The sequence below is a fragment of the Bradyrhizobium sp. 195 genome, from assembly GCF_023101665.1.
GTDB lineage: Bacteria > Pseudomonadota > Alphaproteobacteria > Rhizobiales > Xanthobacteraceae > Bradyrhizobium.
Window position 1 is genome coordinate 5,008,089 of record NZ_CP082161.1, and the last position, 23,735, is coordinate 5,031,823.

Consider the following 23,735-nt stretch of genomic DNA (forward strand, 5'->3'; position numbering starts at 1 on the left):
GCTGTTCCCCACCCTCGCTTCACGTCCCCTGTTACATTAAGTTATCTGCGTCATCCAAATGCAATAATCCAACGGAAACGCTCCGATGTCCGGCCAGGCCGCCCGCGCCCCCTCCCCGCAACCGCCGATCCTGCTGCGCGAGACCGCAGGCCCCATCACCGTCCTCACGCTTAACCGGCCGGCCGCGCGCAACAGCCTGTCGGAAGCGATGATCGCCAGCCTGCATGCCGAGCTCAACGAGATCCGCGACGACAAGGCGGTCCGCGGCGTCGTGATCGCGGCCAACGGTCCCGCCTTCTCCGCCGGCCACGACATGAAGGAGCTCACCGCCCGCCGCACCGACCCCGATCGCGGCCGTGCCTTCTTCGCCGAGATGATGACCGCCTGCAGCGCGATGATGCAGGCGATCGTGCACCTGCCCAAGCCGGTGGTCGCTGCCGTCCAGGGCATCGCGACCGCGGCCGGCTGCCAGCTCGTGGCGAGCTGCGATCTCGCCATTGCCTCGGACGCGGCAAGCTTCGCCACGCCCGGCGTCGACATCGGCCTGTTCTGTTCGACCCCGATGGTGGCGCTGTCGCGCAACGTGCCGCGCAAGCAGGCAATGGAGATGCTGCTGACCGGCGAACCGATCCCGGCCGTGCGCGCCCGTGAGATCGGACTCGTCAACCGCGTGGTCGCGGCCGGGACCGAGCGCGATGCCGCGATCGCGCTGGCGGAGCAGGTCGCGCTGAAATCCGCCTACACCGTCAAGCTCGGCAAGGAAGCGTTCTATCGCCAGGCCGAGATGAGCCTTGCCGATGCCTATCGCTATGCGGCCGAGGTGATGACAGAGAACATGATGGCGCGAGATGCCGAGGAAGGCATCGGCGCGTTCATCGAGAAGCGCACGCCGAATTGGCGGGATGAGTGACACTAGTCATTGCGAGCGGAGCGAAGCAATCCAGAATACCTGCGCGGTGACAGCCTGGATTGCTTCGTCGCTTCGCTTCTCGCAATGACAAGGAAGAAAAAGAACCACAAATGAACCACGACGCCTATCCCGACAATTACATCCGCGGCATCCTCAACAGCGTGAAGTCGATCGCGATGGTCGGCGCTTCGCCGCAGAATGTGCGGCCGAGCTATTTCGCGTTTAAATATCTGGCGCAGCGCGGCTACGACATGATCCCGGTCAACCCCGGCCATGTCAGCAAGGAGCTGCTCGGAAAGCCCTTCGTCGCCTCGCTCTCCGACATCGGCCGTCCCATCGACATGATCGACATCTTTCGCAATTCCAGCCACATCATGCCTGTCGTCGAAGAGGCGCTCACGCTCGATCCGCTACCGAAGGTGATCTGGATGCAGCTCGGCGCGCGTGATGACGCGGCGGCGCTGAAGGCGGAATCAGTTGGTATCAAGGTGGTGATGAACCGCTGCCCCAAAATCGAATATGGCCGCTTGTCGTCCGAGATTTCCTGGATGGGTGTGAACTCGCGCACCCTCAGTTCCAAGCGCCCGCCGGCGCCGACGCAAGGTATGCGCTTATCCCTCAATCGGATGAGCGTCGGCGGCGGCGATACTGCCGCCTCCGATCGCGCCGCCAAAAACAAGACCGAGCAAAGCTGACCCGATCGCGAAGGAATCTTTTCGCGAACGCGACAATGCGTAGCACGATCATGCCCAAATGGCATCGACGTGAAGCGGCGCCTTGACGGCGAGCGCGGCGCCCATCAGCATGCCGCGCGATTTCAGACCAAGAGAACAGGACGCCCTCAATGAGCGATCGCCTTCCGGGATTTTCAACCCTCGCCGTGCATGCCGGTGCACAGCCCGATCCGACGACCGGTGCGCGGGCGACTCCGATTTATCAAACGACCTCGTTCGTTTTCAACGACGCGGATCACGCCGCCTCGCTGTTCGGCTTGCAGGCGTTCGGCAACATCTATACCCGCATCGGCAATCCCACCAACGCGGTGCTGGAAGAGCGCGTCGCCGCCCTCGAAGGCGGCACGGCTGCGCTTGCGGTGGCCTCGGGCCATGCCGCCCAGGTCGTGGTGTTGCAGCAATTGCTCCAGCCCGGCGACGAGTTCATCGCGGCGCGAAAGCTCTATGGCGGCTCGATCAACCAGTTCACGCACGCGTTCAAGAGCTTTGGCTGGAACGTCGTGTGGGCCGATCCCGATGACATCGCCAGCTTCGAGCGCGCGGTGACGCCGCGCACCAAGGCGATCTTCATCGAGTCCATCGCCAATCCCGCCGGCAGCATCACCGACATCGAGGCGATATCGACGGTGGCGCGCAAGGCGGGCGTGCCGCTGATCGTCGACAACACGCTGGCCTCGCCCTATCTGATCCGCCCGATCGACCACGGCGCCGACATCGTCGTGCACTCGCTGACGAAATTCCTGGGCGGTCACGGCAATTCGCTCGGCGGCATCATTGTCGATGCCGGCACCTTCGACTGGTCCACCGGCGGCAAATACCCGATGCTGTCGGAGCCGCGGCCCGAATATCACGGCATCCGCCTGCAGGAGACCTTTGGCAATTTCGCCTTCGCGATCGCCTGCCGCGTGCTCGGCCTGCGCGACCTTGGCCCTGCGCTGTCGCCGTTCAACGCCTTCATGATCCTGACCGGCATCGAGACGCTGCCGCTGCGCATGCAGAAGCACTGCGACAATGCCAAGGCCGTCGCCGAATTCCTGGCGGGCCATCCGGCGGTAGCCTCGGTGAGCTATGCGGGCCTTCCAAGTGACAAGTACAACCAGCTCGCCCGCAAATACGCGCCGAAGGGCGCAGGCGCCGTGTTCACCTTCAGCCTGAAGGGCGGCTATGACGCGGGCGTCAATTTGGTGTCGAAGCTGCAGCTGTTCTCGCACCTCGCCAATGTCGGCGACACCCGCTCGCTCGTGATCCATCCCGCCTCGACCACGCACAGCCAGCTCGACGACGCGGCGAAGGTGAAGTCCGGCGCCGGCCCCGACGTGGTGCGGCTCTCGATCGGTATCGAGGACAAGGAAGATCTGATCGCCGATCTGGAGCAGGCGCTGGGCGCGTAAGAGTTAGAGTCGTTCCGGGGCGGTGCAGAGCACCGAGCCCGGAACCTCGAGATTCCGGGTTCGGCTCTCCGAGCCGCCCCGGAATGACAGCCTCGATTAACAGTCATTAACCATATCTGCCGCATACATCATCGTTGGATCGCCCCTTCTGATTCGGAGCCGACGATGTTGCGCTGGATGGTGCCTGCCCTTGCGGCAATGCTGACGGTCTCGGCTGCCGTTGCCGCCGACTTGCCGGCCACGCCGAAACGGCGGGCCGCCACGCAGCAGGAGCCGCCGAAGGTCTATGTCGAGACCGATCCGGATGCGCTGATCTCGCCGGCCTATGGCATCGGCAGCTACATTCGCAACCTGCCGGGCACACCGCTGCTGCCGGGCTCCCACACGCTGCCGGGCTATTACGGCCGCCCATGGGACTACGACTATCAGGGCGCGTATTACGGCGGGCAGCAGGTCGATTATTTCTGGCGGCTGCCCTACGCGTGCGGCATCTACGGCTATTGCTGATCTGATCAGCCGGCCTGACCGACCGGAACCGCGCGCGGCTGCGCGTGCGCCTGCTGGCGCGAAGCGAGCCGTTCCACTTGCACCACCGCAAGCGTCAGCACCACGATCGCAACCGCCTGGTGCGAAAGCGCCAGATCGATCGGCACCTGATTCAGCAGCGTGAGGATGCCGAGCACCGCCTGCACGCTCACCGCCGCGAGCAGCCACAGCGCGCCGCCGGCCGCTGAACCCGCGCGCGAGCGCACCGCGTCGATCGCATGCAATGCCGCCAGCACGAAAAGTGCATAGGCGGTCATGCGGTGCTCGAACTGCACCGTCAGGACGTTGTCGAACATGTTGCGCCACCACGGCGTCTCGAACCACAGCCGCTCCGCCGAGGGAATGAACGCGCCGTCGATCTGCGGCCAGGTGTTGTAGGCACGCCCTGCGCGCAAGCCCGCGACCAGCGCACCGAAATAGATCTGCACGAACGTCAGGACGAGCAGCAGCGCGCTCGTGAACCGCAGCCGCGCCGGTGCCGCGATCTGCGGCCGTTGCTTGAGCCGCCGCACCGTCCAGACGATGCCGGCGAAGATCAGCAGCGCGAGCAGCAGATGCGTCGCCAACCGATATTGCGACACCTCGACCCGTTCCGTCAGGCCCGAGGCGACCATCCACCAGCCGACCGCACCCTGAAGACCGCCGAGCGCGAACAGCAACCACAGCCGGCGCTTCAATTCGCCGGACAGGCCGCCACGCCACAGGAAGAACAGGAACGGCAGGAGATAGGCGACGCCGATGAAGCGGCCCAGCAACCGGTGGCTCCACTCCCACCAGAAGATCTGCTTGAACTCGGACAGGCTCATGCCGGCGTTGAGCTCGCGATATTGCGGGATCTTCTTGTAGGCCTCGAACGCCTCGGTCCACTGCGCCTCCGACAGCGGCGGCACGCTGCCCGTAACCGGCTTCCATTCGACGATCGAGAGGCCGGATTCCGTCAGCCGCGTCGCGCCGCCGACCAGCACCATCAGCGCGATCAAAGCAGCCACCGAAATCAGCCACCAGCGCACGGCGCGATGCGGGTTGGTTGGAACGGAATTCGTCGTCATTTCAGGTTAAAACCAGGGCTTGAACCGGATTGCGTGCCCCTTATAGTCCCCCGCTCCCGCAGCGCAAGTTACGCGAAGGCAGCAAGCTCCCGCCATGACGATCCGTACCCGCAAGTTCCTCGGCGCCATCCTGCTCCTGGTGCTGGCCACGGTCTGGGCCCTGCTCGGCATGGCCGCGGCGCAGATGCCGTGGATTGCCGAGTCCGGCTGGCGGCAGGCGATCTACTACGTCGTTGTCGGCATGGGCTGGGTGCTGCCGGCGATGCCGATCGTGAGCTGGATGCAGCGTCCCGACCGCGCCAAGTCCAATTCGTAGCGCCTCTAGTTCGCAGCGCCGCCGGTCGGCTTCACCGGCGCAAAGGCGACGCCTGACACCAGCGCACGCAACATGCGCAGCGAGCGCACACGGCCGTCCCAGGCGATCCGCGGCAGCGCGCGCAGATTGGTCCGCCCCTCCGCATCCACGATACCTGGGATCGTCGACACCGCGCTGGTAAAGCCGGCCTCCTCCGCCATGACGACATGGCTATGCCGGAACGAGGTGCGATCACCGAACGGAAAGGCAAGATGGCGGATCTCGCGCCTGAACGCCGCTTCGGCGACCGCCTTGCCCATCGTCATCTCGCGCAACGCGGCTGCGTCCTTCATGTTGGTGAGGACTGGATAGTTCACGGTCGCGCTGCCGATCGTGACGAGCGGGTCGGCTGCCAGCTTCGCCAGATCCTCCCAATCCATCGACGCCTCGCGCGAGAGCGCGGCGAGGTCGATCCGGTAGCGCGTGCAGAGGTCGGCGATCGCCGCCGACAGATCCGCCGGCGACAGCGAGCGCAGCCAGCTCTCAAGGTGCGAAAACAGCGCCTGCTTCTCGGCACGATCCGTGACGACGAAGCGTTGCTCCTTCTCCCCCATCATCAGGCTGATGCGGCTCTCGCGTGCGATCACCCGTTCGAGCCCGAGCCACCAGGCCTGTCCGACGCCGTCGGGAAAGGCGGTCGGCACGTAGACCGTGAAGGGCACGGCGTGGTGCGCCAGCACCGGATAGGCGAAGTCGATCAGGTCCTTGTTGGCGCCGTCGAAGGTAAGCGCCACGAAGCGCCGCTGCTCCGGCAGCGTCACCGCGCGCCGGCAGACTTCATCCATGCCGAGAAAATCGTATTTCCAACGCTTGAGCGCGCGAATGGCTCGGTCGAGAAACTGCGGGGTGATCTCGTGCGGGCGCAGTGGCTGAAATCCGCCGCGCCGCCGCGGCCGCACCCGCTCAAAGCGCAGGATGGCGCCGCTGCCTCGACGGCCTAGCGCGGCCCGGCCGGTGAACCAGGCCAGCTCGAGGCGCAGCCGTTCCAGCCATCTGTCGTCGGATGCCAATATCCCACCCTTCGCGCCCCTAAGGCGCCTGTTCCCGTTCCCATTGTCCTTACCCTTTGTTGACATTTCTTTGCAAAGGTCGGCCACAGGCCGATTGACGTCTATTTCTGATTTCTCGACAGGTTTCGCGGATGACCATGGCTGCGGCGATGCAAAGCCGGACGGCAGAAGCGCCAGCGCGGTCGGAAGCGAGCCGTATCGCGCATGTCGATATCGTCACCGATCTCGACGCCGCCGAGGCGATCTGGCGCGGCTTCGAGGAGCCCGGCCATCTCTTCACGCCCTATCAGCGGTTCGACCTGCTGGGCCCCTGGCAACGACTGGTCGGCGAGCGCGAGGGCGCGCGCCCCTTCGTCATGATCGGCCGCGACGCCGATCACCGGCCGCTGCTGCTTCTGCCGCTCTCGCTGCGCCAGAGCCACGGCGTGCGCACGGCCTGCTTCATGGGCGGCAAGCATACGACGTTCAACATGGGCCTGTGGAACGTTGCGTGTGCCGCACAGACCAGTACCGCCGATCTTGAGGCGCTGCTTGCGCCGCTCCGCGAGCACATCGACGTGCTTGCGCTGACGCAGCAGCCGCTGCGCTGGCACGACCAGCAGAACCCGTTTGCGCTGCTGCCGCGACAGAGCGCGATCAACGGCTGCCCGCAGCTGGTGATGGAGCCGGGCGGGCCGCCGGCATCGCGGATCAGCAACTCCTTCCGCCGCCGACTCAAGAGCAAGGAAAAGAAGCTCCAGGCACTCCCCGGCTATCGCTACCACCTTGCCACGTCGGACGCAGACATCACCCGCCTGCTCGACTGGTTCTTCCGCGTCAAGCCGGTGCGAATGGCGGAACAGAAGCTCCCGAACGTCTTCGCCGAGCCCGGCGTCGAACAGTTCGTCCGCAGCGCCTGCCTTGCGCCGCGCGGTGAAGGCCGCGTCATCGACATCCATGCGCTCGAATGCGACGAGGAGGTGATTGCGATCTTCGCCGGCGTCGCCGACGGCGGGCGCTTCTCGATGATGTTCAACACCTACACGATGTCCGAGCACGCCCGCTACAGCCCCGGCCTGATCCTGATGCGCTACATCATCGATCGCTACGGCGAGCGCGGCTACCGCTCGCTCGACCTCGGCATCGGTTCGGACGATTACAAGCGGATGTTCTGCAAGGACGACGAAGAGATCTTTGACAGTTTTGTTCCGCTGACCTCGCGCGGAAAACTCGCGGCGATGGCGATGTCATCGCTGAGCCACGGCAAGCGGCTGGTGAAGCAGAACCAGATGCTGTTTGATTTAGCGCGGCGCGTGCGGCAGGCGTTCGGGTAAAATCCATCCTCTCGCGAGATGTCATCCCTTCTCCCCTTGTGGGAGAAGGTGGCGCGAAGCGCCGGATGAGGGGTATTTATCCTCTGGCTCAAAATACAGCGGGACTCGCCGAGAGAGGCCCCTCACCCGTCTTCGCTTCGCGAAGCCACCCTCTCCCGCAAGGGGAGAGGGTAAAGAGGCCTACGCCGCCACCACGCGCGGCGCGTCCACCGCATCCGAAGCCTGCACCGGCTTGCTCAGCATCGTCACCTCGCTGAAGCCGACCGCCCTCAGCTGCTCGCACATCAGCGTCCGCGCATCCGGCGCCATCGACGCATCGGGCACCACGACGGCGCGGGCATGCGCCGTCAGCAGCTCGGCCGGAAGGTCTGAGGCACTGCCGGCGTCGATCAGCACGTGATCGTAGGCGCGCAGCAGCGCGTCGATGGCGAGCGTCACCCGCGGCGATTGCAGCAGGCTACGGTCGAAGCCGGGACGGCCGGCCATGACGAGATGCAGCCGCGACAGCTTGTCCCGGGTGATGATTTGCGCGAACGACGCCTCGCCCTGCATCAGCTCGGCAAGGCCGGAAGCCGAAGCATCGACCGACACCGCGGCGATCGTCGGCGAGGACGCGGCGAGATCGACCACAACGACGCGCGCCTCGCGTGCCAGATGCCGGGCGAGCGTCAATGTCGACAGCGTGATGGCTTCGCCGGCCGCGGTACCGAGCACCGTGATCTTCTTCGCCGCAGCGCCGGCGGCAAGCAGGCTGTCGGCGAGACGCTCGATCTCGGTGAATTCGGTGACGTCCATATCGGTCGTCATCTCCGGCTGGAGCGGCGCGGGCTCTGCCAACGCGAGATCGATGACAGGATCGATGACGGGATCGACGATCGGCTGGACTTGCACTTCTTGGCGCACCGGCGCCTGTGCCGGGAGCACCGCCGGCACCGCGCGCGGCGCGGTCTGGCGCAGCAGCTCGCCGGTGACGACGACGCCGGACGAAAGCAGCAGCGTCGCGATCGTCGCGATCAGCACGATCGGCAGCTTCTTCGGATAGGCCGGCGTGTTCGAGACGATGGCGCGCGAAATGATGCGTCCGTCCGTCGGCGCGGTGTCGATGGTTTCGCGGGTGTTGGCCTCGCGGTACTTGGCGAGGTAGGTCTCGAGCAGGTCGCGCTGCGCCTTGGCCTCACGCTCCAGCGCGCGGAGCTGGACGTCCTGACCGTTGGTCGAGGCCGCCTGCTTCTTGAGCTGCTCGAGGCTCACGGTCAGGCCATCGACCCGGCCGCTGGCGATCCGGGCGTCGCTTTCGAGCGAGCGTGAGATCTTGGCCGCTTCGTCGCGAATCTGGTTGTCGAGGTCGCCAAGCTGGGCCTTCAGCTCCTTGATCCGCGGGTGATTGCCGAGCAGCGTGGATGATTGTTCGGCGAGCTGCGCACGCAACGTCACCCGTTGCTCCGACAGCCGCCGCATCAATTCGGAGTTCACGACCTCGGATGCCTCGATCGGCTTGCCGCTCTGGAGCATTTCGCGGATCAACCGCGCCTTGGACTCCGCGTCGGCCTTCATCGAGCGTGCATTGTTGAGCTGGGTGTTGACTTCACCCATCTGCTGGTTCGACAGCGTCGTGTTGTTGGTGCCGATGAAGAGTGACGACTTGGAACGGAAGTCCTCCACCCGGGCCTCGGCGTCGGAGACTTTCTTGCGCAAGTTCTCGATCTCGCCCGCCAGCCACTGGCTGGCGTTCTTGGCCTGCTCCTGGCGCACGCCCTGCTGGAGCACGAGATAGCCGTCGGCGATCGAATTGGCGACGCGGGCGGCAAGCTCTGGATCGGCGGACTGGAATTCGACCACGATCACGCGCGACTTGTCGACGGCGTAGGCCTGGAGGCGCTCGTAATAGGCGTCGAGCACGCGTTCTTCCGGCGTCATCGAGAACGGATCGCGGCCGATACCGATCATCGCGGCCAGCGACTTCAAGGGCGAGATGCCTTGCAGCACCGGATCGAATTCGGGGCGCTCGGCGAGCTTGTTCTTCTTGATGATCTCGCGCGCGAGATCGCGCGACAGCACCAATTGCACCTGGCTGGTGACGGCCTCGGCGTCGAGCGCCTGGCGCTCCTCGGTACGGTCGCTGCTCGGGCGCAGGAACACGTTCTCGCGGCCATCGATCAGGATGCGCGATTCGGACTTGTAGCGGGGCGTAACGAGATTGACGACGGCAACGGATGCGACGAGCGCCAGCACCGTCGGCACGATGATCCAGCCGCGCCTGCGCGCCAATGCCGCGCCGAGCGCGTGCAGGTCGATGTCACCCGATTCTGCTTGCGGCTGCTTGGTGGGGACGGCTGCAGGTCTTGCCTCAACCTGGGTCTCGACCTCGGCTTCAACCTGCGCTTCGACCTTGGGTGCGGCTTCGGCCTTGGGCTTTGCAACGGCCCGCGCAATCACCGCCTTGTCCTTGCCGGCACGCCAGAACGCTAAACGCATCGAACACTCCCGCAGGGGCAACGCCACAAGCTACCTCAACCGGCGCGATTACACTCCATTAAGGTTGCCGCTGGGTTAATCGCAGCATCCGGCGAGCGTCGCGCGCGCGCTCGTCACCGTTTGTTAACCACGAGGGCCCTTAATCCGTCTCGATATTTCCTAGGAATTGTTCGGCATAAGCCGTCGAGCGCTGGTTTTCATTCATGCCCCCTTCTCCCGACCGGCCGCTCCGCATCCTGCACGCCGTGCGCGCTCCGGTCGGCGGTATCTTCCGCCACATCCTCGACGTCGCCAATGGCCAGGTCGACCACGGCCATCATGTCGGCATTCTCGCCGACAGCCTCACCGGCGGCGAGCGCGCCGACAAGGCACTTGCCGAGCTCGCGCCGCGGCTGAAGCTCGGCGTGCACCGGCTCGCGATCCGCCGTGAACCCTCGCCCGACGACGTGCTGGTGTGGCTTCGCATGCGGCGCCTGATCGCCACGCTCAAGCCCGACGTCATGCACGGCCACGGCGCCAAGGCCGGCGCCTTCATCCGCATGCGGCGGCGCTCCGACGACACCATCCGCATCTACACGCCGCATGGCGGCTCGCTGCACTATCCGCTCAACACGCTGAAGGGCGAATTCTACGCACGGCTCGAGCGAACGCTGATGGATTCGACCGACCTGTTCCTGTTCGAGAGCGCGTTTGCCCGCGACACCTATCAACGCATTGTCGGAACGCCCAACGGCGTGGTGCATTGCGTCTTCAACGGCGTCACGCCGGAGGAGTTCGAGCCTGTCGTGACCGCCGACGATGCCACCGACCTGTGCTATGTCGGCGAGTTCAGGCACATCAAGGGCGCAGACCTCTTGGTCGATGCCGTGGCGCGCCTGCACGAGAGCGGCAAGAAGGTCACGCTGACGCTCGGCGGCGATGGCGAGGAAACGGCGGCGCTGAAGGCGCAGGTCGAGAAGCTCGGCCTCACCAGCGCCATCCGCTTCATCGGTCACGTCAAGGCGCGCTACGGCTTCTCCAAGGGGCGGCTGCTTGTCGTCCCCTCGCGCGGCGATTCCATGCCCTATGTCGTGATCGAGGCCGGCGCGGCCGGCATTCCCATGATCGCGTCCAGAATCGGCGGCATCCCCGAGATCTTCGGAACCGACAGTCCGGCCCTGTTCGCGCCGAGCAATTCCGAGGCCATGGCCGAGGCGATCGCGGCCGCACTCGACGATCCCAAAACAACGGCGCAGCGCGCGGTCTCGTTGCGCGAACGCATCTCGGCGCATTTCTCGCAAGCCGCGATGGTGGACGGCGTGATCGCGGGCTATCGCGACGCATTTGCCAATCATTAACCATCCTTAAGCCCGCTTTAGAAAATCTTCCGATTTGTTCGATAATCGAAGGGCCAGGGGATGCTCGCCCGCGCGCGCAAGGCCGTGCCGCGGGCTTTGGAATGGACGTGGACGCCCGTGGAACCGCTCAACGCACGCTCGATGCTCGACGCCGCGACCAGCGCCGCGGCGAAGCCCGCTGACCAGCCCTTCGTGGAGCGCCGCCGCCGGCTGTCGCCCGCTGCGCTCGAAGTCGTCAACCAGAAGGTCGCCCGCGCCTATTCGCCGATCGTGATCGCCGGCTTCGTGCGCCTCGCCGATTTCGTGCTGCTGAGCCTCGTCGGCATCGCGCTCTATGCCGGTTACGTCGTGCCGAACTCCGGCTTCAACTGGGTCTATCCTGCGGAGGTCGTCGCCGTGGCGATCGCCGCCGTGGTCTGCTTCCAGGCCGCCGATATCTATCAGGTGCAGCTGTTCCGCGGGCAGCTGCGGCAGATGACACGGATGATCTCCTCCTGGTCGTTCGTCTTCCTGCTGTTCATCGGCATCTCCTTCTTCGCCAAATACGGCAGCGAAATCTCGCGGCTGTGGCTTGCCGCCTTCTACTTCCTCGGGCTCGCCGCGCTGATCGCCGAGCGCCTGGTGCTGCGCTCGCTGGTTCGCGGCTGGGCACGCCAGGGCCGGCTCGACCGCCGCACCATCATCGTCGGCTCCGACAGCAATGGCGAGCAGCTGGTCGAAGCGCTGAAGGCGCAAGAAGACTCCGACATCCACGTGCTCGGCGTGTTCGACGACCGCAACGACAGCCGAGCGCTCGACACCTGCGCCGGCGCGCGCAAGCTCGGCAAGGTCGACGACATCGTCGAATTCGCCCGCCGCACTCGCGTCGATCTCGTGCTGTTCGCGCTGCCGATCTCGGCGGAGACACGCATCCTGGAAATGTTGAAGAAGCTCTGGGTGCTGCCGGTCGACATCCGCCTCTCCGCGCACACCAACAAGCTGCGCTTCCGGCCCCGCTCCTATTCCTATCTCGGCGAGGTCCCGACGCTCGACGTGTTCGAGGCGCCGATCACGGACTGGGATCTGGTGATGAAATGGCTGTTCGACCGCGTCGTCGGCAGCCTCGCCCTGCTCGCCGCCCTGCCGGTGATGGGCCTCGTCGCGCTCGCAGTGAGGCTCGACAGCCCCGGCCCGGTGCTGTTCCGCCAGAAGCGATTCGGCTTCAACAACGAACGCATCGACGTCTACAAATTCCGCTCGATGTACCATCATCAGGCCGATCCCACGGCCTCGAAGGTCGTGACCAAGAACGATCCGCGCGTCACCCGCGTCGGCCGCTTCATCCGCAAGACCAGCCTCGACGAGCTGCCGCAGCTCTTCAACGTGGTTTTTGCCGGCAATCTCTCGCTGGTCGGTCCGCGTCCGCATGCGGTGCAAGGCAAGCTGCAAAGCCGGCTGTTCGACGAAGCCGTCGACGGCTATTTCGCGCGCCACCGCGTCAAGCCGGGCATCACCGGCTGGGCCCAGATCAACGGCTGGCGCGGCGAGATCGACAACGAAGAGAAGATCCAGAAGCGCGTCGAGTTCGACCTCTATTACATCGAGAACTGGTCGGTGCTGTTCGACCTCTACATTCTCCTGAAGACGCCGATCTCGCTGCTGACCAAGAACGAGAATGCGTATTGAGTTTGAGTTTCTGTCATGCCCCGGCTTGACCGGGGCATCCAGTACGCCGCGGCAGTCGTTTCTCGCAATGCTCGCTGCGGAGTACTGGATCGCCCGGTCAAGCCGGGCGATGACAGCGGAAGTTGTGACGACGAGTTTTGCGTGAGCGTATGAGCGTGTGATGGCGTATGCGGCGACAGCCGGTGGAATGAACGTGGCCGCACCGGCTGCGCCCGGCGTGCTGGCGCTGCAGCGCGCGCTGGTGTGGCTGGTCGGCGCCTCCGGCGCGGTCGTCTTCATCGAGCCGAGCCCCTACGAGATCGTGACGCTGCTCGCGGCCGTGACGTTCTTCGCCACCGGCCTGCGCTTGCGGCTCGCCCTGATGCCGCTGGTCGCCCTGCTGGTCCTGCTCAATGTCGGCTACACGATCAGCGCGATCCCGCTGTTCGACAAGTCCGAGGTGGTGAGCTGGATCGCGACCTCCTGGTACATGGCGGTGACCGTGGTGTTCTTCGCCATGGTCATGTCCGAGGATACACTGGCCCGGCTCGACATGCTCCGCCGCGGCCTCGTGGTCGGCGCGATGGTCGCCTCGGTGCTGGCGGTCGCCGGCTATTTCCACCTGGTTCCCGGCGGCAACGACCTCCTTACGCTCTACGGGCGCGCGCGCGGCACGTTCAAGGACCCGAACGTGCTTGGCGCCTTCCTGATCCTGCCGGCGCTGTTCGCGCTTCAGAGTGTGGTTTCGGACAAGCTCGGCAAGGCGTTCCGCAACGTCTTCGCCTTCGGCATCATGTCGCTGGCAATCCTGCTCGCCTTCTCGCGCGCCGCCTGGGGCGGGCTGGTGCTGACCTCGGCCTTCATGCTGGCGCTGATGGTGCTGACCAGCCGCACCAACGCGCAGCGCTCGCGCATCATCATCATGGCGATCGTCGCCGCGGTGCTGGGGCTCGCGCTGATCGCGGTGCTGCTGTCGTTCGATTCCACCGCCGAGATGTTCAAGCAGCGCGCGAGCTTCGACCAGAGCTACGACGAAGGCCGCTTCGGCCGCTTCGGCCGGCACATCCTGGGAGCGGAGATGGCGCTCGACCTGCCGTTCGGCATCGGTCCCTTGCAATTCCATCGGTTCTTCCCCGAGGACACCCACAACTCCTACCTCAATGCCTTCATGTCCGGCGGTTGGCTGGCAGGCGTGTGCTATCCCGCGCTGGTCTTCACCACCGTCATCATGGGCTTCCGGCACGTCTTCGTCCGCGTGCCCTGGCAGCGCGCTTATCTCGCCGTGTTCACCGCGTTCGTCGGCACCGTCGGCGAAAGCTTCGTGATCGACACCGACCACTGGCGCCACTTCTGGATGATGCTGGGCGTGATGTGGGGCATGATCGCGGCCGCACAGATCTACAAGATCAGGGCTGGCGAGGACGCGTCTTCAGCTTGAGAGCGGGACGCTTCTCCGGCGGCGTGTCGAGCAGCCCCTTCAGTGCTTCCGTCGCCGCGAGCACGCCCTTGTAGCCCTCATTCGCGAAACGCAGCAGCAGCCGCAGTTCCTCGTCGGAATAACCAACGAAGACCTTCTCCATCGCCTGCTGCATCGGCACGTAAAACTGGCCGATCCTCATGGCCGCCTCCGGCACGACCGCGATGAAAACCTTGCGGCGGTCTTTCTCGTCGCGTTCGCGGCGGACCAAGCCGGCCTTTTCGAGCCGGTCGACCACGCCGGTAATGGCGCCCGTCGTGAGGCCCGTGACCTCGGCGAGCCTCCCTGCGGTGACGCGGCCTTCGAGATACAGGATGTCCATGCATTCGAGGTCGGAATTGGCAATTCCGGCAACGTTCGCAACGGTCTGGCCATAGAGCACGCCCTGCGCGGACGACCGGCGCATCGCTTCCTCGAGCTCCTGCAACAGCGCCGTACGCGCCTTCGTCCTTGACAAGGTTGGCCCCATCTCTTAGGCGATATATATCTTAGTCGCTAAGAGATTTAGCGACCGTAATTTCTCCTAGCACCACGGAAACGTCGGGAGCAAGCCATGTCCTATCGTCCCCGCAAGGCGCTGATCATCGGCGCCGGCATTGCCGGACCCGTGGCCGCGATCCTGCTGCGCCGCGCCGGCATCGAGTGCGCCATCTACGAGGCCTGGCCCTACTCCAAGGGCATCGGCGGCGGGCTTCAGATCGCGCCGAACGGCATGCATGTGATGGACGAGATCGGGCTGGCGAATGAGTTGATCAGCTGCGGCTCGGTTGCGGAATCCTTCGACTTCTATTCGCAAGGCGGCGAGCGGCTCGGCTCGATCAACCGCGACATGGCGCGGCGCTTCGGCCAGCCGGCGGTCAACATTTCTCGCGCCACGCTGAACGAGATCCTGATCGACAAGGCCTGGTGCGCCAGCGTCTCGCTCTATTTCGACAAGCGCCTGATCAAGGTCGAGGACCGCGGCGACCAGCCGATCATCGCCTATTTCGCCGATGGCACCACCGCCGAGGGCGACTTTTTGATCGGCGCCGACGGCGTGCATTCTGTGGCACGCCGCCAAGTGGTGCCGGACGGACCGCAGCCGTTCGACACGGGCCTGATCGGCTTCGGTGGCTTCGTCCCGCACACCGTGCTCGACGGCAGATCGATCGGCCGGCACGTCGAGACCACGTTCGGCCAGAGCGGCTTCTTCGGCTACGGCTATTGCAGCCCGAATCCGAACGATGGTGTGATGTGGTGGAGCACGCAGCCGGCGCACGGCATGGACGCGGCGATGTTTCGCGCGCTCGATCCGGCGACGCTGAAGCAGCATCTGCGCGGCTTCCACCGCGGCTGGCACGATCCGATCCCCGCCATCATCGACGCGGCCGAGAACATCGTGGTCACCGACACGCTCGACGTGGCGACATTGCCGACCTGGTCGCGCAAGCGCTCGCTGCTGATCGGTGATGCCGCGCATGCGACCAGCCCCCATGCCGGCCAGGGCGCCTCGCTCGCGCTGGAAGATGCGATGCGGCTTGCCCGTCTGATGCAGGAGCGCCAGGAGCTCGGCGCCACTTTCCAGGCCTTCGAGGCCGAGCGTCGCCCGCGCACCGAGAAGATCGTCGCGATGGCCCGCCGCAACGGCAACAGCAAGCGCGAATTCAGCGCCACCGGCGCGTGGATGCGCAATCAGATGCTGAAATGGCTGTTGCCGCTCGGCGCCAAGAGCATGGACTTCATGTACGCGTATGACGCGCGGGCGGTGTAGCGGCGCGGTGCCGTAGGGTGGGTTAGCCGAAGGCGTAACCCACCACGCGTCCTCACATGCGGGACGAAGTCGTGGGTTACGCCGAGCGGATGCGCTTTGCGCGTCCGCTCGGCTAACCCACCCTACGATACCAAGCTAGCTTTCCACTTCAAACGTCAGCCCCGCATTGTCCCGCAGCCGCTTGATCAGCTTGTGCTGCATCGCTGCGCCCGGCGTCCAGAAGCCTGCCGGAACGTCCGTGGTATCGCGCAGCATGCAGATCGCGCATTCGGAGATCATCTTCGAGGTCGAGCCGTAGCCGGGATCGCGGTCGCCGGTGACGCCGGCGCGGACCATGCGGCCATCGGGTGCGATCGCGACATAGAGCAGATCGAAGCGGCCGTTCTCCTGCTCTTCCTTCGACGGCCCCTCGCCCGGCTTCGGCGCGTTCGGGCCGGTCTTCTCGGCGTTGGCGGCCATCACGCGCTTGGCGTTGGCCTCACCCTTCTCGCCAGGACCGGTCAGGACCATCTCGTCGTAGACGAACTCCTGACCATAGGGAAAGCCCATCAGCATGTTGGAGCGATGGACGTTGCGCGTGTTGATCAGCGCCATCATGAACGGCGCGGCCCAGGATTGCAGATCGTCCTCGAGGATCGCCCTGTTGCCCTTCGGCTGCTTCGGGCCAGTGAATCCCGGCGTCAGCGCAAAATGATCGTTGAGAATGGCGACGAGGCTGAGGTCCTTGGCGACCGCATCGAAGGTCGCTTTTGCACTTGCCGCGGTGCCGCCTGACAGCGTGCCGCGCATGTCGCGCACGCGGCCCTTCACGCGCGGCGCCGGCGCGCCGAACACCCGCTTGGCCTCTTCCTGCACGAAGAAGGTCCCAAGCTCGAACGGCACGGAATCATAGCCGCAGGAAAACACGATGCGCGCGCCGCTCTCTTTGGCAGCCACCTCGTACTTGTCGATCATCTGCCGCATCCAGATCGGCTCACCGCAGAGATCGAAATAGTCCGTGCCGGTGGCGACGCAGGCAGCTAACAATTCCTCGCCGTAGAACTGATACGGACCGACCGTCGTGATCACCGACATGGTCTGCTCCGCCATCGCCTTCAGCGACGCCGCGTCCGACGCATCCGCAACGATCAGCGGCGTATTCCCGGGCGCGCCGATCGCATCGCGCACCGATTTCAGCTTGCCGAGGCTGCGGCCTGCCATCGCCCATTTGAGCGAATTGTCGGTCTTGTAGTGCCTCGTCAGATACTCGGCGACGAGCTGGCCGGTGAAACCGGTCGCACCGTAGATGACGATGTCGAATTTCGCAGAGCTCATGATCGGCCTTTATTTCTTTGCGTAACTCACGCCCATGCCGGCACGGACGTCACTTTGAATGCCATAGGGCGGGATCGGATAGCGCAGGCCGTTCTTGGCCAGCGCCTTCATGCCCAGAACCGCTTTGGCGAGATACGACGGCTTCAAGGCCATCAGCATCTCCTCGTCCGGCACGCCGCCATAGCGCCGTTCGGCATAGCATGGCAAGGACAGGCTGGGCTCCCCGGTCTTGAGCGCCCGGCCCCAGGAATCCGCGCAGGCGGTTTCGCCGACCACGCCCCATTCGAACTTCTTGTACCCGGTATATTGCAGCCCGTTGATCAGGATGATCATTTGCCCGGGCGTCGCATAGACGAGGCAGATGTCGGGCGGATCGAGCCGGCCGCTGGCGAGCGGACTGACGGCGAGCGCCTGATATTGTCCGAACGGAACCACGTCCAGCGCCTCCTGGCGCTTGCGCGCGTCCTCGGCCGTGCCGTGCCAGACCCCGACATAATTTTCGCCGGCGAGCCATGTCTCGTCCTGCGGCGCAAGCCCGATCACCGCGCGGCATTGCGCGCCGACAAGATCATCAGCGGTGATGCCGACGGTCCAGCCCAGCCGTGCGGCCATCGAGACGATCTGGTCGGTGGTGTGAATCGCGTTCGGCCGCCGGATCTTCGGGATCGCCTCCATCTCCGCCGCTTGCGCGAACAGCTTCATGCCGATCACTGTCGTCTTCAGCCGCAGCAGGCCGTTGAGATCGGCGACGAGGCCGGCGAGATCGATGCTGTCTGCATTCTGCTGTTGCATGGCTTCCTCCGGACCGGCCGATCGCGCGCCGCGTGTTCTTGTTTTGCGGTCCTCGTTCTAGTCCTTGGTGGGCCCCGGAAGCAACTCGCCGGTCCGGCCCATCAGACGGTAAGCCACGAGGCCGATCCATTCGCGTACGGCGACTTCGGTTCGGCCCAGCCCGTCCGCACCCATGTTGGTGAAGGACAAAAGATCGTCACGTCCGCCCATCCGCCAGTCCACGGGATAGGCCTCGACGTCAAATCCGGCCTTGCGGAAGATTCCCATCGAGCGCGGCATGTGGAAGGCCGAGGTCACCAGCAGCCAGCGCTCGCCCGGCTTCGGCGTCACCAGCTCTTTCGTGAAGATCGCATTCTCCCAGGTGTTGCGGGAATTGCGTTCGAGGATCAGGCGGTCCTTCGGTATGCCGAGATTCTCCAGGATCGGCGCGGAATAGTCGGCCTCCTTCGCCTCGGTTGCAACCAGGTTCGCGGTTCCGCCGGTAAACACGACGCGTGCATTCGGATAGCGGCGTGCGAGCTCGGCCGGCGCAAACAGACGATCGGCTGCGTGCGCGACCACCGGCGTGCGATGGGCCGCCGACAGATCGGTGTCGACCGAGCCGCCGAGCACAATGATGCCGTCGGGCGCGCCGCGCGAGGCGTCCCACGCGGGAAAGCGCGCTTCAAGCGGATAGATCAGGAGATTGCCGAGCGGCGAGAACGCCGCCAGCGCCAGCAGCACCAGCGTGGTCACGGCAAGCTTGCGGCCGAGCCCGGCAAAGCGTGTCGCCATCAGCACCAGCGACAGGATACCGAGCTCGACCAGAAGGTTGATCGGCAGCAGCGCGGTGCCGAGGGTCTTGGACAGAACGAAAAACAGGGGAGCCTCGCTGGAATGAGCTTGCCAGTCGGCGCAGGGCTTGACCTGCCCGGCGATCCTCGGAAATCTTCTTGAAAGAGGATCGATCGCCGGGTCAAGCCCGGCCTGATGAAAGCGACCGGACGCGGCAAATGACCCATCACCACCTGCATTCCAGCCCCAAAACCTGCCATTGGGGCTTCTTCGAAGCCGCGCTCAAGCCCGTCCTCACCATCGCGAGCGGCGATGAGGTAACGGTCGACACCATCAGCGGCGGCCCCGACATGCTGCCCGACCGCGACAAGTTTCATATACCGCCCGAGATGCATGAGGTTCATGCCAACAACGAGCGCATGCTGCCCGGTCACATCCTCACCGGCCCGATCGCGGTCGAAGGCGCCGAGCCCGGCGACGTGCTCGCGGTCGATATCCTCGACGTTCAGCTCCGGCAGGATTGGGGCTGGAACATGATCAAGCCGTTGTCCGGCACCCTGCCCGACGATTTCCACGAGACGCGCATCCTCAACATCCCGCTCGACCGTACCAGGATGGTCGGCCGCATGCCGTGGGGCCTCGACCTGCCTCTCAAACCGTTCTTCGGCGTGATGGGCGTTTCACCGCCACCGAGCTGGGGCCGCATCTCCTCGCTGATCCCGCGCGCCATGGGCGGCAATCTCGACAACAAGGAGTTGGGTGCCGGCGCGACGCTCTATTTGCCGGTGTTCGTGCCGGGCGCGATGTTCTCCTGCGGCGACGGCCATGGCGTGCAAGGCGACGGCGAAGTCTGCGTCACCGCGATCGAGACTGCGCTCCAGGGCCGCTTCCGCCTGACGCTGCGCAAGGACCTCCGGTTCGACTATCCCCGCGCCGAGACGGCGACCCACTACATGACCATGGCGATGGACCCCGACCTCGACCAATGCGTGGTGCGCGCGCTGCGCGACATGATCGCACTGCTCGGCGAGAAGCGAAACCTGTCGCGCGAGGACGCCTACACGCTGTGCAGCCTGGCGGCAGATCTGCGGGTGACCCAGACCGTCAATGGCGCCAAGGGCATCCATTGCATGATCGACAAGGCGCTCGTGCACGGCTGAGACCGGCCCACCCTTCCCCGACCTGTTGACGCCACGCCGCCGCCGGTCTTCCGCGCGGCGATCCGAGTCGTGTCTAATTTCCTGTGCGATTCCAACGCGCTGAGCGTCAAGCTCAGACTGCATTTGACTCCCGCCCCCGAACCTAAATAGAGTCTTAATCGTTACTTTTATGTACCTGAGTAAGAGGCTAGCGTTCAGGCCATGGCCACCGAAAAAGCCGAGACTGACCGTATTCCCGTAACCTTGGCGCTCTCGACCATCACCTACCTGGAGAAGTTGGTGAGACAGGGCACCCACGGCACCAGCGTTCCCGGCGTCGCGCGTACCTTGATCGAGGAAGGCATCCGTCTCGCCATCAAGGACGGACTTTTGTCGATCCGCGACAATGGCAGGACGTGAGCGTGCGCCGAACGTGAAGCGGACGGATTTCGAGAAGCGGATGGCCACATCTGCAACCTGGGACCGTTACACATGCCTGTTCTCTCCCCGACCTGGACCGACGAACGCATCGAACTTCTGAAGCGGCACTTCGAGGCCGGCCTCTCCTGCCGCGAGATCGCCGCCGACATCGGCGTCAGCCGCAACGCCGTGATCGGCAAGCTGTCTCGCCTCAATCTGACGCGTGGCACGACGAATGACGACCGCAAGGTTCACGAGCGAGGCCTGGCGCGGGCATCGAGGGCCGTGCCACGGCTGCAATATGAGATGCTCGCCACGATCTATGGCGAGACCGACGCCCCCGTGGTGACAGGTCCCATCGACGACGCCAATCGCTGCTCGCTGCTGGAGCTTGCCGAGAACCGCTGCCGCTGGCCGATCTCGACGCCGGGCGCCGAGGATTTCTGCTTCTGCGGCAACTCCGCGCCCGACGGCCAGCCCTATTGCGCCGGCCACAGCCGCCTCGCCTACCGGCCGAACGCGCGTGCCCGCGTCATGCGCGGTTGAATCCCTCCCAAACGAAAAACCTCCGGCGGGGCATCACCGGAGGTTTCTGGAGGCTTAGCATGAAGCTAAGAGCCGCAACTTTCGTATCTGGCTTGGAACTATATAGCTTAGTAACTCATGTAAGTAAATTAATTTGAGGACGGTTGAATCGCATGGCTCGTCTTCGTCCGCTGCAACGGGCCATTTGGATTTCCGAAAGTCCGCGCAAAAAAAGCCCCGGCGGTCTCCCGCCGGGGCTGTGTCGCATCGAAGAACCCGAAAGCTTACCAGTTGCGCTGGGCGCGCAGCAGCAGGCTGTAGGTGTCCTGGTCCTTCAGCTCGTAGGTCGCCGCCGGCTTGGCGACGCCCGTCAGCGCTGCGGTCGTGATCGCACCCGAATACTTCTGATCGAGGTGGCTGTAGGTGAAGTCAGCCGAGAAGGTCAGGTTCTTCACCGGCGTCCAGCGGGTGATGACACCGACCTGGCCGATGTTGAAGTCCGGGTTGCAGGTGCCGGTCAGGGTGGCGAACGCGGCGCTGCCGCAGATCAGGCCCTTCGCGGTGCCGTTGTAGTTGACCGCAGCCCACGCGCCGTAGAGCGCCGTGTTCCAGTACGGGCTCCAGTTGTGGGTGAAGGCACCCCGGAAGCCGTAGGTCTTGGTCAGCTCGAGGCCGCCGCCAGGCGCGAACACCGCGTCAGACACGCCGGCGAAGCCGATGCTCTGATAAGCGGCGTTCGAGCTGCCGAACATCGAGTAGCTGGTCGCAGCCAGCTCCTGGAAGTTGTAGCGGCTCGCGCCTTCGGTGTAGACGCCCGAGATGTTGATCACGTCGCCTGCGCCGGTCGGGATGTTCTTGATGCCCAACGCGAGCTGAACGGCCCAGCCCCACTTGTCTTCCGGATGACCGGTGGCTTCGTTGGCGCCGTAATAGGCGACATGGTTGTCGTGCGCGGCGACTGACGCCTGGAAAAGGCCCCAGGCCTGATCGACGCGAACCATCGCGACGAGGTCCGGCGAGCGGCTGCCGCCGATGGCGTTGGAGCCGTACGCACCGCCGAGCACGCCCGTGGTCGACATGCCCGCCGTGTTCCAGAGGCTGGTCTGGAAGACCTGCGTCTGGTCCTGGGCCGAGAACGCAGCCGTGATGCCCTGGCCGAAATCGGCCGTATAGGTGAACTGCGCCACGCCGTTGGTGCTGCCGCTGCCGCCGACGAGCTGGTCGAAGTTGTTGCCGGGATAGTTGATCCAGGGCGCGTCGAACTGCGACACGGCCTTACCCATGGTGAAGCCGGCGAACTGGATGAAGGCGTAATACACGCCGAGCGCACCGCCCGAGGTGTTGCCGTCGGTGCCGTTGATGCTGCCGCCGCTCGAGCCGGTGAGTCCGGTGCCGGCCGCGTTGAGGCCGATCGTGCCGCTGTACTGGGTCGCGCCCGTGGCCGAACCCGTTCCGCCATAGTTGCCGGTCGTCCAGGTGAAGACCGCGTCGAAATAGGTGCGGACGACGCCGTATTCGGTCGCGGTGCGCGTGTCGATGTTGAGATCTTCACGAGCGCGCATCGAGTAGTAGTTGGTCAGGCGGTTGTTAGCCGCGAACACGCCGTTGTACTGGGCGCTGTAGTTACCGCCGGCATTGAGCGCCACTTCGGCGCGCACATAGCCGCCCAGCTTGATGCAGGTGTCGGTGCCGGGGATGTAGTAGTAGCCCGCGCCGTACAGCGAGCAGATCTTGACGTACTCGACTGCCTTGGCCTTGACCGGAAGATCGGCCGCCTGGGCTCCACCGACGGCGATCAGACCCGCCGCAGTGCCGAGCAAAAGGCTCTTCACCACTTTCATTTAAAACCTCCAAGTTGCTCATTTTACGGAGACCGGACCGTGAGGCCCCCCAAGATCCCCGTCTCTCAAATCCGCTCGGCCGCTTTCGGACACCCCCGCTTTTCGACGCGAGGAACGTGAGCGAACCACCTGCAACGGGACGATCGAGTACCCCCCACCGTCGGGGAACAATATGCAGCGCGTCGTTCGCTAATCAAAATAGTTTATTAGATCAGCTTTATGGTTTCGTTCGACCTGTGCCCCACGCGCCACACCGTATGTCCCCGGCCCAATCGCTGAGCAAATCATCTTTGTAATTTTAATGACGAGATTACCCTGCTCTGCACTTGCGTCAGAGCAGGCTTGCGTGGACTATGGCCCTCCACGAACACTGGCCTGAACTATCGTTCACTGGAGTGACGCTGTGTCCGCGACGAGAAAAGAAGGAGCGCGAATGCGCTCGATCGGCAACCTGGATATCATCAGGCGCTTCACCTGGGAGATATCGTCGATCAACATGCATCTGGAGGAATTGCGTCAGTTCTGGGCGAAGACGCTCGGCATCAGCGGACCGCAATGGCTGATCCTGATGGCCATCTCCGACCTCGACAAGGACGACGGCATCCCCGTCAACGTCGTCTCCAAGCTCCTCAACGTGGATCCGTCCTTCATCACCACGCAGTCCAAGCTGCTCGAGAAGAAGGGCCTGTTGCGCCGTCGCCCCTCGCCGACCGACGCCCGCGTGGTGCGATTGTCGCTGGCCGAGAAGACGCAGAAGCACATCGCAAGCCTCAACGAGCAGTACAAGACGATCCGCGAATTCGTCTTCCAGGAGTTCGACGAGAACGAGCTGACCGAATTCACCACCAAGCTCGCGACGCTGAAGAATCGCCTCGAGAAGGCCTGCGTCCGGATCTCGCTCGACTTCTAGGGCATGATCCGGACCCGAAGGGCCCCGTT

The 23,735-nt window shown here is 64.6% G+C and carries 22 protein-coding genes; 14 read left to right on the forward strand and 8 right to left on the reverse strand.

Annotated features, from left to right (window positions below; translation table 11 throughout):
- The first annotated feature begins 85 nt into the window (after positions 1 to 85).
- The 4 genes from IVB26_RS23220 (at position 86) to IVB26_RS23235 (ending at position 3,542) form a co-directional block, all read left to right on the forward strand.
- Entirely contained in the window at positions 86 to 910 is an 825-nt protein-coding gene (locus IVB26_RS23220) for an enoyl-CoA hydratase (protein WP_247967568.1), read from the forward strand.
- A gap of 110 nt (positions 911 to 1,020) precedes the next feature.
- Positions 1,021 to 1,605 carry a CoA-binding protein gene (locus IVB26_RS23225; RefSeq protein ID WP_247967569.1) on the forward strand — a complete coding sequence of 195 codons (585 nt, stop codon included), beginning with the start codon at positions 1,021 to 1,023 and terminating at the stop codon, positions 1,603 to 1,605.
- Between the two features lie 149 nt (positions 1,606 to 1,754).
- On the forward strand, positions 1,755 to 3,035 hold the full coding sequence (locus IVB26_RS23230; protein WP_194407811.1) for an O-acetylhomoserine aminocarboxypropyltransferase: 1,281 nt from the start codon (positions 1,755 to 1,757) through the stop codon (positions 3,033 to 3,035).
- A gap of 165 nt (positions 3,036 to 3,200) precedes the next feature.
- Positions 3,201 to 3,542 carry a hypothetical protein gene (locus IVB26_RS23235; RefSeq protein ID WP_247967570.1) on the forward strand — a complete coding sequence of 114 codons (342 nt, stop codon included), beginning with the start codon at positions 3,201 to 3,203 and terminating at the stop codon, positions 3,540 to 3,542.
- A gap of 5 nt (positions 3,543 to 3,547) precedes the next feature.
- Here the strand turns inward: IVB26_RS23235 and IVB26_RS23240 are convergent, their stop codons facing one another.
- A complete protein-coding gene (locus IVB26_RS23240; RefSeq protein ID WP_247967571.1) occupies positions 3,548 to 4,630 on the reverse strand; it encodes a COX15/CtaA family protein in 1,083 nt (360 codons plus the stop codon).
- A gap of 94 nt (positions 4,631 to 4,724) precedes the next feature.
- Between IVB26_RS23240 and IVB26_RS23245 the strand changes: the two genes are divergently transcribed.
- Entirely contained in the window at positions 4,725 to 4,946 is a 222-nt protein-coding gene (locus IVB26_RS23245) for a DUF2842 domain-containing protein (protein WP_246928193.1), read from the forward strand.
- A gap of 5 nt (positions 4,947 to 4,951) precedes the next feature.
- On the opposite strand, the gene IVB26_RS23250 is transcribed toward IVB26_RS23245, so the two are convergent.
- Positions 4,952 to 5,995, reverse strand: a complete 1,044-nt coding sequence (locus tag IVB26_RS23250) for a polysaccharide deacetylase family protein (RefSeq protein ID WP_247967572.1) — start codon at positions 5,993 to 5,995, stop codon at positions 4,952 to 4,954.
- A gap of 131 nt (positions 5,996 to 6,126) precedes the next feature.
- On the opposite strand from IVB26_RS23250, the gene IVB26_RS23255 reads away from it, so the two are divergent.
- Complete coding sequence (locus tag IVB26_RS23255; RefSeq protein ID WP_247967573.1) at positions 6,127 to 7,308, forward strand: GNAT family N-acetyltransferase; 1,182 nt, start codon at positions 6,127 to 6,129, stop codon at positions 7,306 to 7,308.
- Positions 7,309 to 7,488: 180 nt separating this feature from the next.
- Here IVB26_RS23255 and IVB26_RS23260 read toward each other — a convergent pair whose 3' ends face one another.
- Positions 7,489 to 9,783 carry a GumC family protein gene (locus IVB26_RS23260; RefSeq protein WP_247967574.1) on the reverse strand — a complete coding sequence of 765 codons (2,295 nt, stop codon included), beginning with the start codon at positions 9,781 to 9,783 and terminating at the stop codon, positions 7,489 to 7,491.
- A gap of 203 nt (positions 9,784 to 9,986) precedes the next feature.
- On the opposite strand from IVB26_RS23260, the gene IVB26_RS23265 reads away from it, so the two are divergent.
- The 3 genes from IVB26_RS23265 to IVB26_RS23275 all read left to right on the forward strand — a co-directional run bounded on the left by IVB26_RS23265 (position 9,987) and on the right by IVB26_RS23275 (position 14,202).
- Positions 9,987 to 11,120: a glycosyltransferase family 4 protein gene (locus tag IVB26_RS23265; RefSeq protein WP_247967575.1), complete on the forward strand. Its 1,134-nt coding sequence runs from the start codon at positions 9,987 to 9,989 to the stop codon at positions 11,118 to 11,120.
- A gap of 117 nt (positions 11,121 to 11,237) precedes the next feature.
- On the forward strand, positions 11,238 to 12,785 hold the full coding sequence (locus tag IVB26_RS23270; protein WP_247967576.1) for an undecaprenyl-phosphate glucose phosphotransferase: 1,548 nt from the start codon (positions 11,238 to 11,240) through the stop codon (positions 12,783 to 12,785).
- 160 nt (positions 12,786 to 12,945) lie between these two features.
- Entirely contained in the window at positions 12,946 to 14,202 is a 1,257-nt protein-coding gene (locus tag IVB26_RS23275) for an O-antigen ligase family protein (RefSeq protein ID WP_247967577.1), read from the forward strand.
- Here IVB26_RS23275 and IVB26_RS23280 read toward each other — a convergent pair.
- Complete coding sequence (locus IVB26_RS23280; protein WP_246931284.1) at positions 14,171 to 14,647, reverse strand: MarR family transcriptional regulator; 477 nt, start codon at positions 14,645 to 14,647, stop codon at positions 14,171 to 14,173. The two genes, IVB26_RS23275 and IVB26_RS23280, sit on opposite strands and share 32 nt — an antisense overlap.
- A gap of 147 nt (positions 14,648 to 14,794) precedes the next feature.
- Between IVB26_RS23280 and IVB26_RS23285 the strand changes: the two genes are divergently transcribed.
- Positions 14,795 to 15,991, forward strand: a complete 1,197-nt coding sequence (locus IVB26_RS23285; protein WP_247967578.1) for an FAD-dependent monooxygenase — start codon at positions 14,795 to 14,797, stop codon at positions 15,989 to 15,991.
- A 135-nt stretch (positions 15,992 to 16,126) separates the two neighbouring features.
- On the opposite strand, the gene IVB26_RS23290 is transcribed toward IVB26_RS23285, so the two are convergent.
- Genes IVB26_RS23290 through IVB26_RS23300 form a run of 3 tightly spaced genes read right to left on the reverse strand, consistent with a single transcriptional unit; the run spans position 16,127 to position 18,922 of the window.
- The gene (locus tag IVB26_RS23290) at positions 16,127 to 17,305 is read right to left on the reverse strand and encodes a saccharopine dehydrogenase family protein (RefSeq protein ID WP_247967579.1); all 1,179 of its coding nucleotides are present in this window, start codon (positions 17,303 to 17,305) and stop codon (positions 16,127 to 16,129) included.
- Positions 17,306 to 17,314: 9 nt separating this feature from the next.
- Positions 17,315 to 18,097, reverse strand: coding sequence for a DUF169 domain-containing protein (locus IVB26_RS23295; RefSeq protein ID WP_247967580.1), 783 nt, complete (start codon positions 18,095 to 18,097; stop codon positions 17,315 to 17,317).
- A 57-nt stretch (positions 18,098 to 18,154) separates the two neighbouring features.
- Positions 18,155 to 18,922, reverse strand: coding sequence for a YdcF family protein (locus IVB26_RS23300; RefSeq protein ID WP_247973257.1), 768 nt, complete (start codon positions 18,920 to 18,922; stop codon positions 18,155 to 18,157).
- A 167-nt stretch (positions 18,923 to 19,089) separates the two neighbouring features.
- Here IVB26_RS23300 and IVB26_RS23305 point away from each other — a divergent pair, with 167 nt between their 5' ends.
- The 3 genes from IVB26_RS23305 (at position 19,090) to IVB26_RS23315 (ending at position 20,976) form a co-directional block, all read left to right on the forward strand.
- On the forward strand, positions 19,090 to 20,031 hold the full coding sequence (locus IVB26_RS23305; protein WP_247967581.1) for an acetamidase/formamidase family protein: 942 nt from the start codon (positions 19,090 to 19,092) through the stop codon (positions 20,029 to 20,031).
- Positions 20,032 to 20,232: 201 nt separating this feature from the next.
- Complete coding sequence (locus IVB26_RS23310; RefSeq protein WP_007603456.1) at positions 20,233 to 20,430, forward strand: hypothetical protein; 198 nt, start codon at positions 20,233 to 20,235, stop codon at positions 20,428 to 20,430.
- A gap of 72 nt (positions 20,431 to 20,502) precedes the next feature.
- Positions 20,503 to 20,976: a GcrA family cell cycle regulator gene (locus IVB26_RS23315; protein WP_247967582.1), complete on the forward strand. Its 474-nt coding sequence runs from the start codon at positions 20,503 to 20,505 to the stop codon at positions 20,974 to 20,976.
- Positions 20,977 to 21,239: 263 nt separating this feature from the next.
- Here the strand turns inward: IVB26_RS23315 and IVB26_RS23320 are convergent, their stop codons facing one another.
- The gene (locus tag IVB26_RS23320; RefSeq protein WP_247967583.1) at positions 21,240 to 22,796 is read right to left on the reverse strand and encodes a porin; all 1,557 of its coding nucleotides are present in this window, start codon (positions 22,794 to 22,796) and stop codon (positions 21,240 to 21,242) included.
- A gap of 403 nt (positions 22,797 to 23,199) precedes the next feature.
- Between IVB26_RS23320 and IVB26_RS23325 the strand changes: the two genes are divergently transcribed.
- Positions 23,200 to 23,706 carry a MarR family winged helix-turn-helix transcriptional regulator gene (locus IVB26_RS23325; protein ID WP_247967584.1) on the forward strand — a complete coding sequence of 169 codons (507 nt, stop codon included), beginning with the start codon at positions 23,200 to 23,202 and terminating at the stop codon, positions 23,704 to 23,706.
- The last annotated feature ends 29 nt before the right edge of the window (positions 23,707 to 23,735 follow it).

What these genes read in the sequence shown, in the direction of transcription:
- IVB26_RS23220 (WP_247967568.1), top strand. Translation starts at nt 86, where the DNA reads ATGTCCGGCCAGGCCGCCCGCGCCCCCTCCCCGCAACCGCCGATCCTG.
- IVB26_RS23225 (WP_247967569.1), top strand. Translation starts at nt 1,021, where the DNA reads ATGAACCACGACGCCTATCCCGACAATTACATCCGCGGCATCCTCAAC.
- IVB26_RS23230 (WP_194407811.1), top strand. Translation starts at nt 1,755, where the DNA reads ATGAGCGATCGCCTTCCGGGATTTTCAACCCTCGCCGTGCATGCCGGT.
- IVB26_RS23235 (WP_247967570.1), top strand. Translation starts at nt 3,201, where the DNA reads ATGTTGCGCTGGATGGTGCCTGCCCTTGCGGCAATGCTGACGGTCTCG.
- IVB26_RS23240 (WP_247967571.1), bottom strand. Translation starts at nt 4,630, where the DNA reads ATGACGACGAATTCCGTTCCAACCAACCCGCATCGCGCCGTGCGCTGG.
- IVB26_RS23245 (WP_246928193.1), top strand. Translation starts at nt 4,725, where the DNA reads ATGACGATCCGTACCCGCAAGTTCCTCGGCGCCATCCTGCTCCTGGTG.
- IVB26_RS23255 (WP_247967573.1), top strand. Translation starts at nt 6,127, where the DNA reads ATGACCATGGCTGCGGCGATGCAAAGCCGGACGGCAGAAGCGCCAGCG.
- IVB26_RS23260 (WP_247967574.1), bottom strand. Translation starts at nt 9,783, where the DNA reads ATGCGTTTAGCGTTCTGGCGTGCCGGCAAGGACAAGGCGGTGATTGCG.
- IVB26_RS23265 (WP_247967575.1), top strand. Translation starts at nt 9,987, where the DNA reads ATGCCCCCTTCTCCCGACCGGCCGCTCCGCATCCTGCACGCCGTGCGC.
- IVB26_RS23275 (WP_247967577.1), top strand. Translation starts at nt 12,946, where the DNA reads ATGGCGTATGCGGCGACAGCCGGTGGAATGAACGTGGCCGCACCGGCT.
- IVB26_RS23280 (WP_246931284.1), bottom strand. Translation starts at nt 14,647, where the DNA reads ATGCGCCGGTCGTCCGCGCAGGGCGTGCTCTATGGCCAGACCGTTGCG.
- IVB26_RS23285 (WP_247967578.1), top strand. Translation starts at nt 14,795, where the DNA reads ATGTCCTATCGTCCCCGCAAGGCGCTGATCATCGGCGCCGGCATTGCC.
- IVB26_RS23290 (WP_247967579.1), bottom strand. Translation starts at nt 17,305, where the DNA reads ATGAGCTCTGCGAAATTCGACATCGTCATCTACGGTGCGACCGGTTTC.
- IVB26_RS23295 (WP_247967580.1), bottom strand. Translation starts at nt 18,097, where the DNA reads ATGCAACAGCAGAATGCAGACAGCATCGATCTCGCCGGCCTCGTCGCC.
- IVB26_RS23305 (WP_247967581.1), top strand. Translation starts at nt 19,090, where the DNA reads ATGACCCATCACCACCTGCATTCCAGCCCCAAAACCTGCCATTGGGGC.
- IVB26_RS23310 (WP_007603456.1), top strand. Translation starts at nt 20,233, where the DNA reads ATGGCCACCGAAAAAGCCGAGACTGACCGTATTCCCGTAACCTTGGCG.
- IVB26_RS23315 (WP_247967582.1), top strand. Translation starts at nt 20,503, where the DNA reads ATGCCTGTTCTCTCCCCGACCTGGACCGACGAACGCATCGAACTTCTG.
- IVB26_RS23320 (WP_247967583.1), bottom strand. Translation starts at nt 22,796, where the DNA reads ATGAAAGTGGTGAAGAGCCTTTTGCTCGGCACTGCGGCGGGTCTGATC.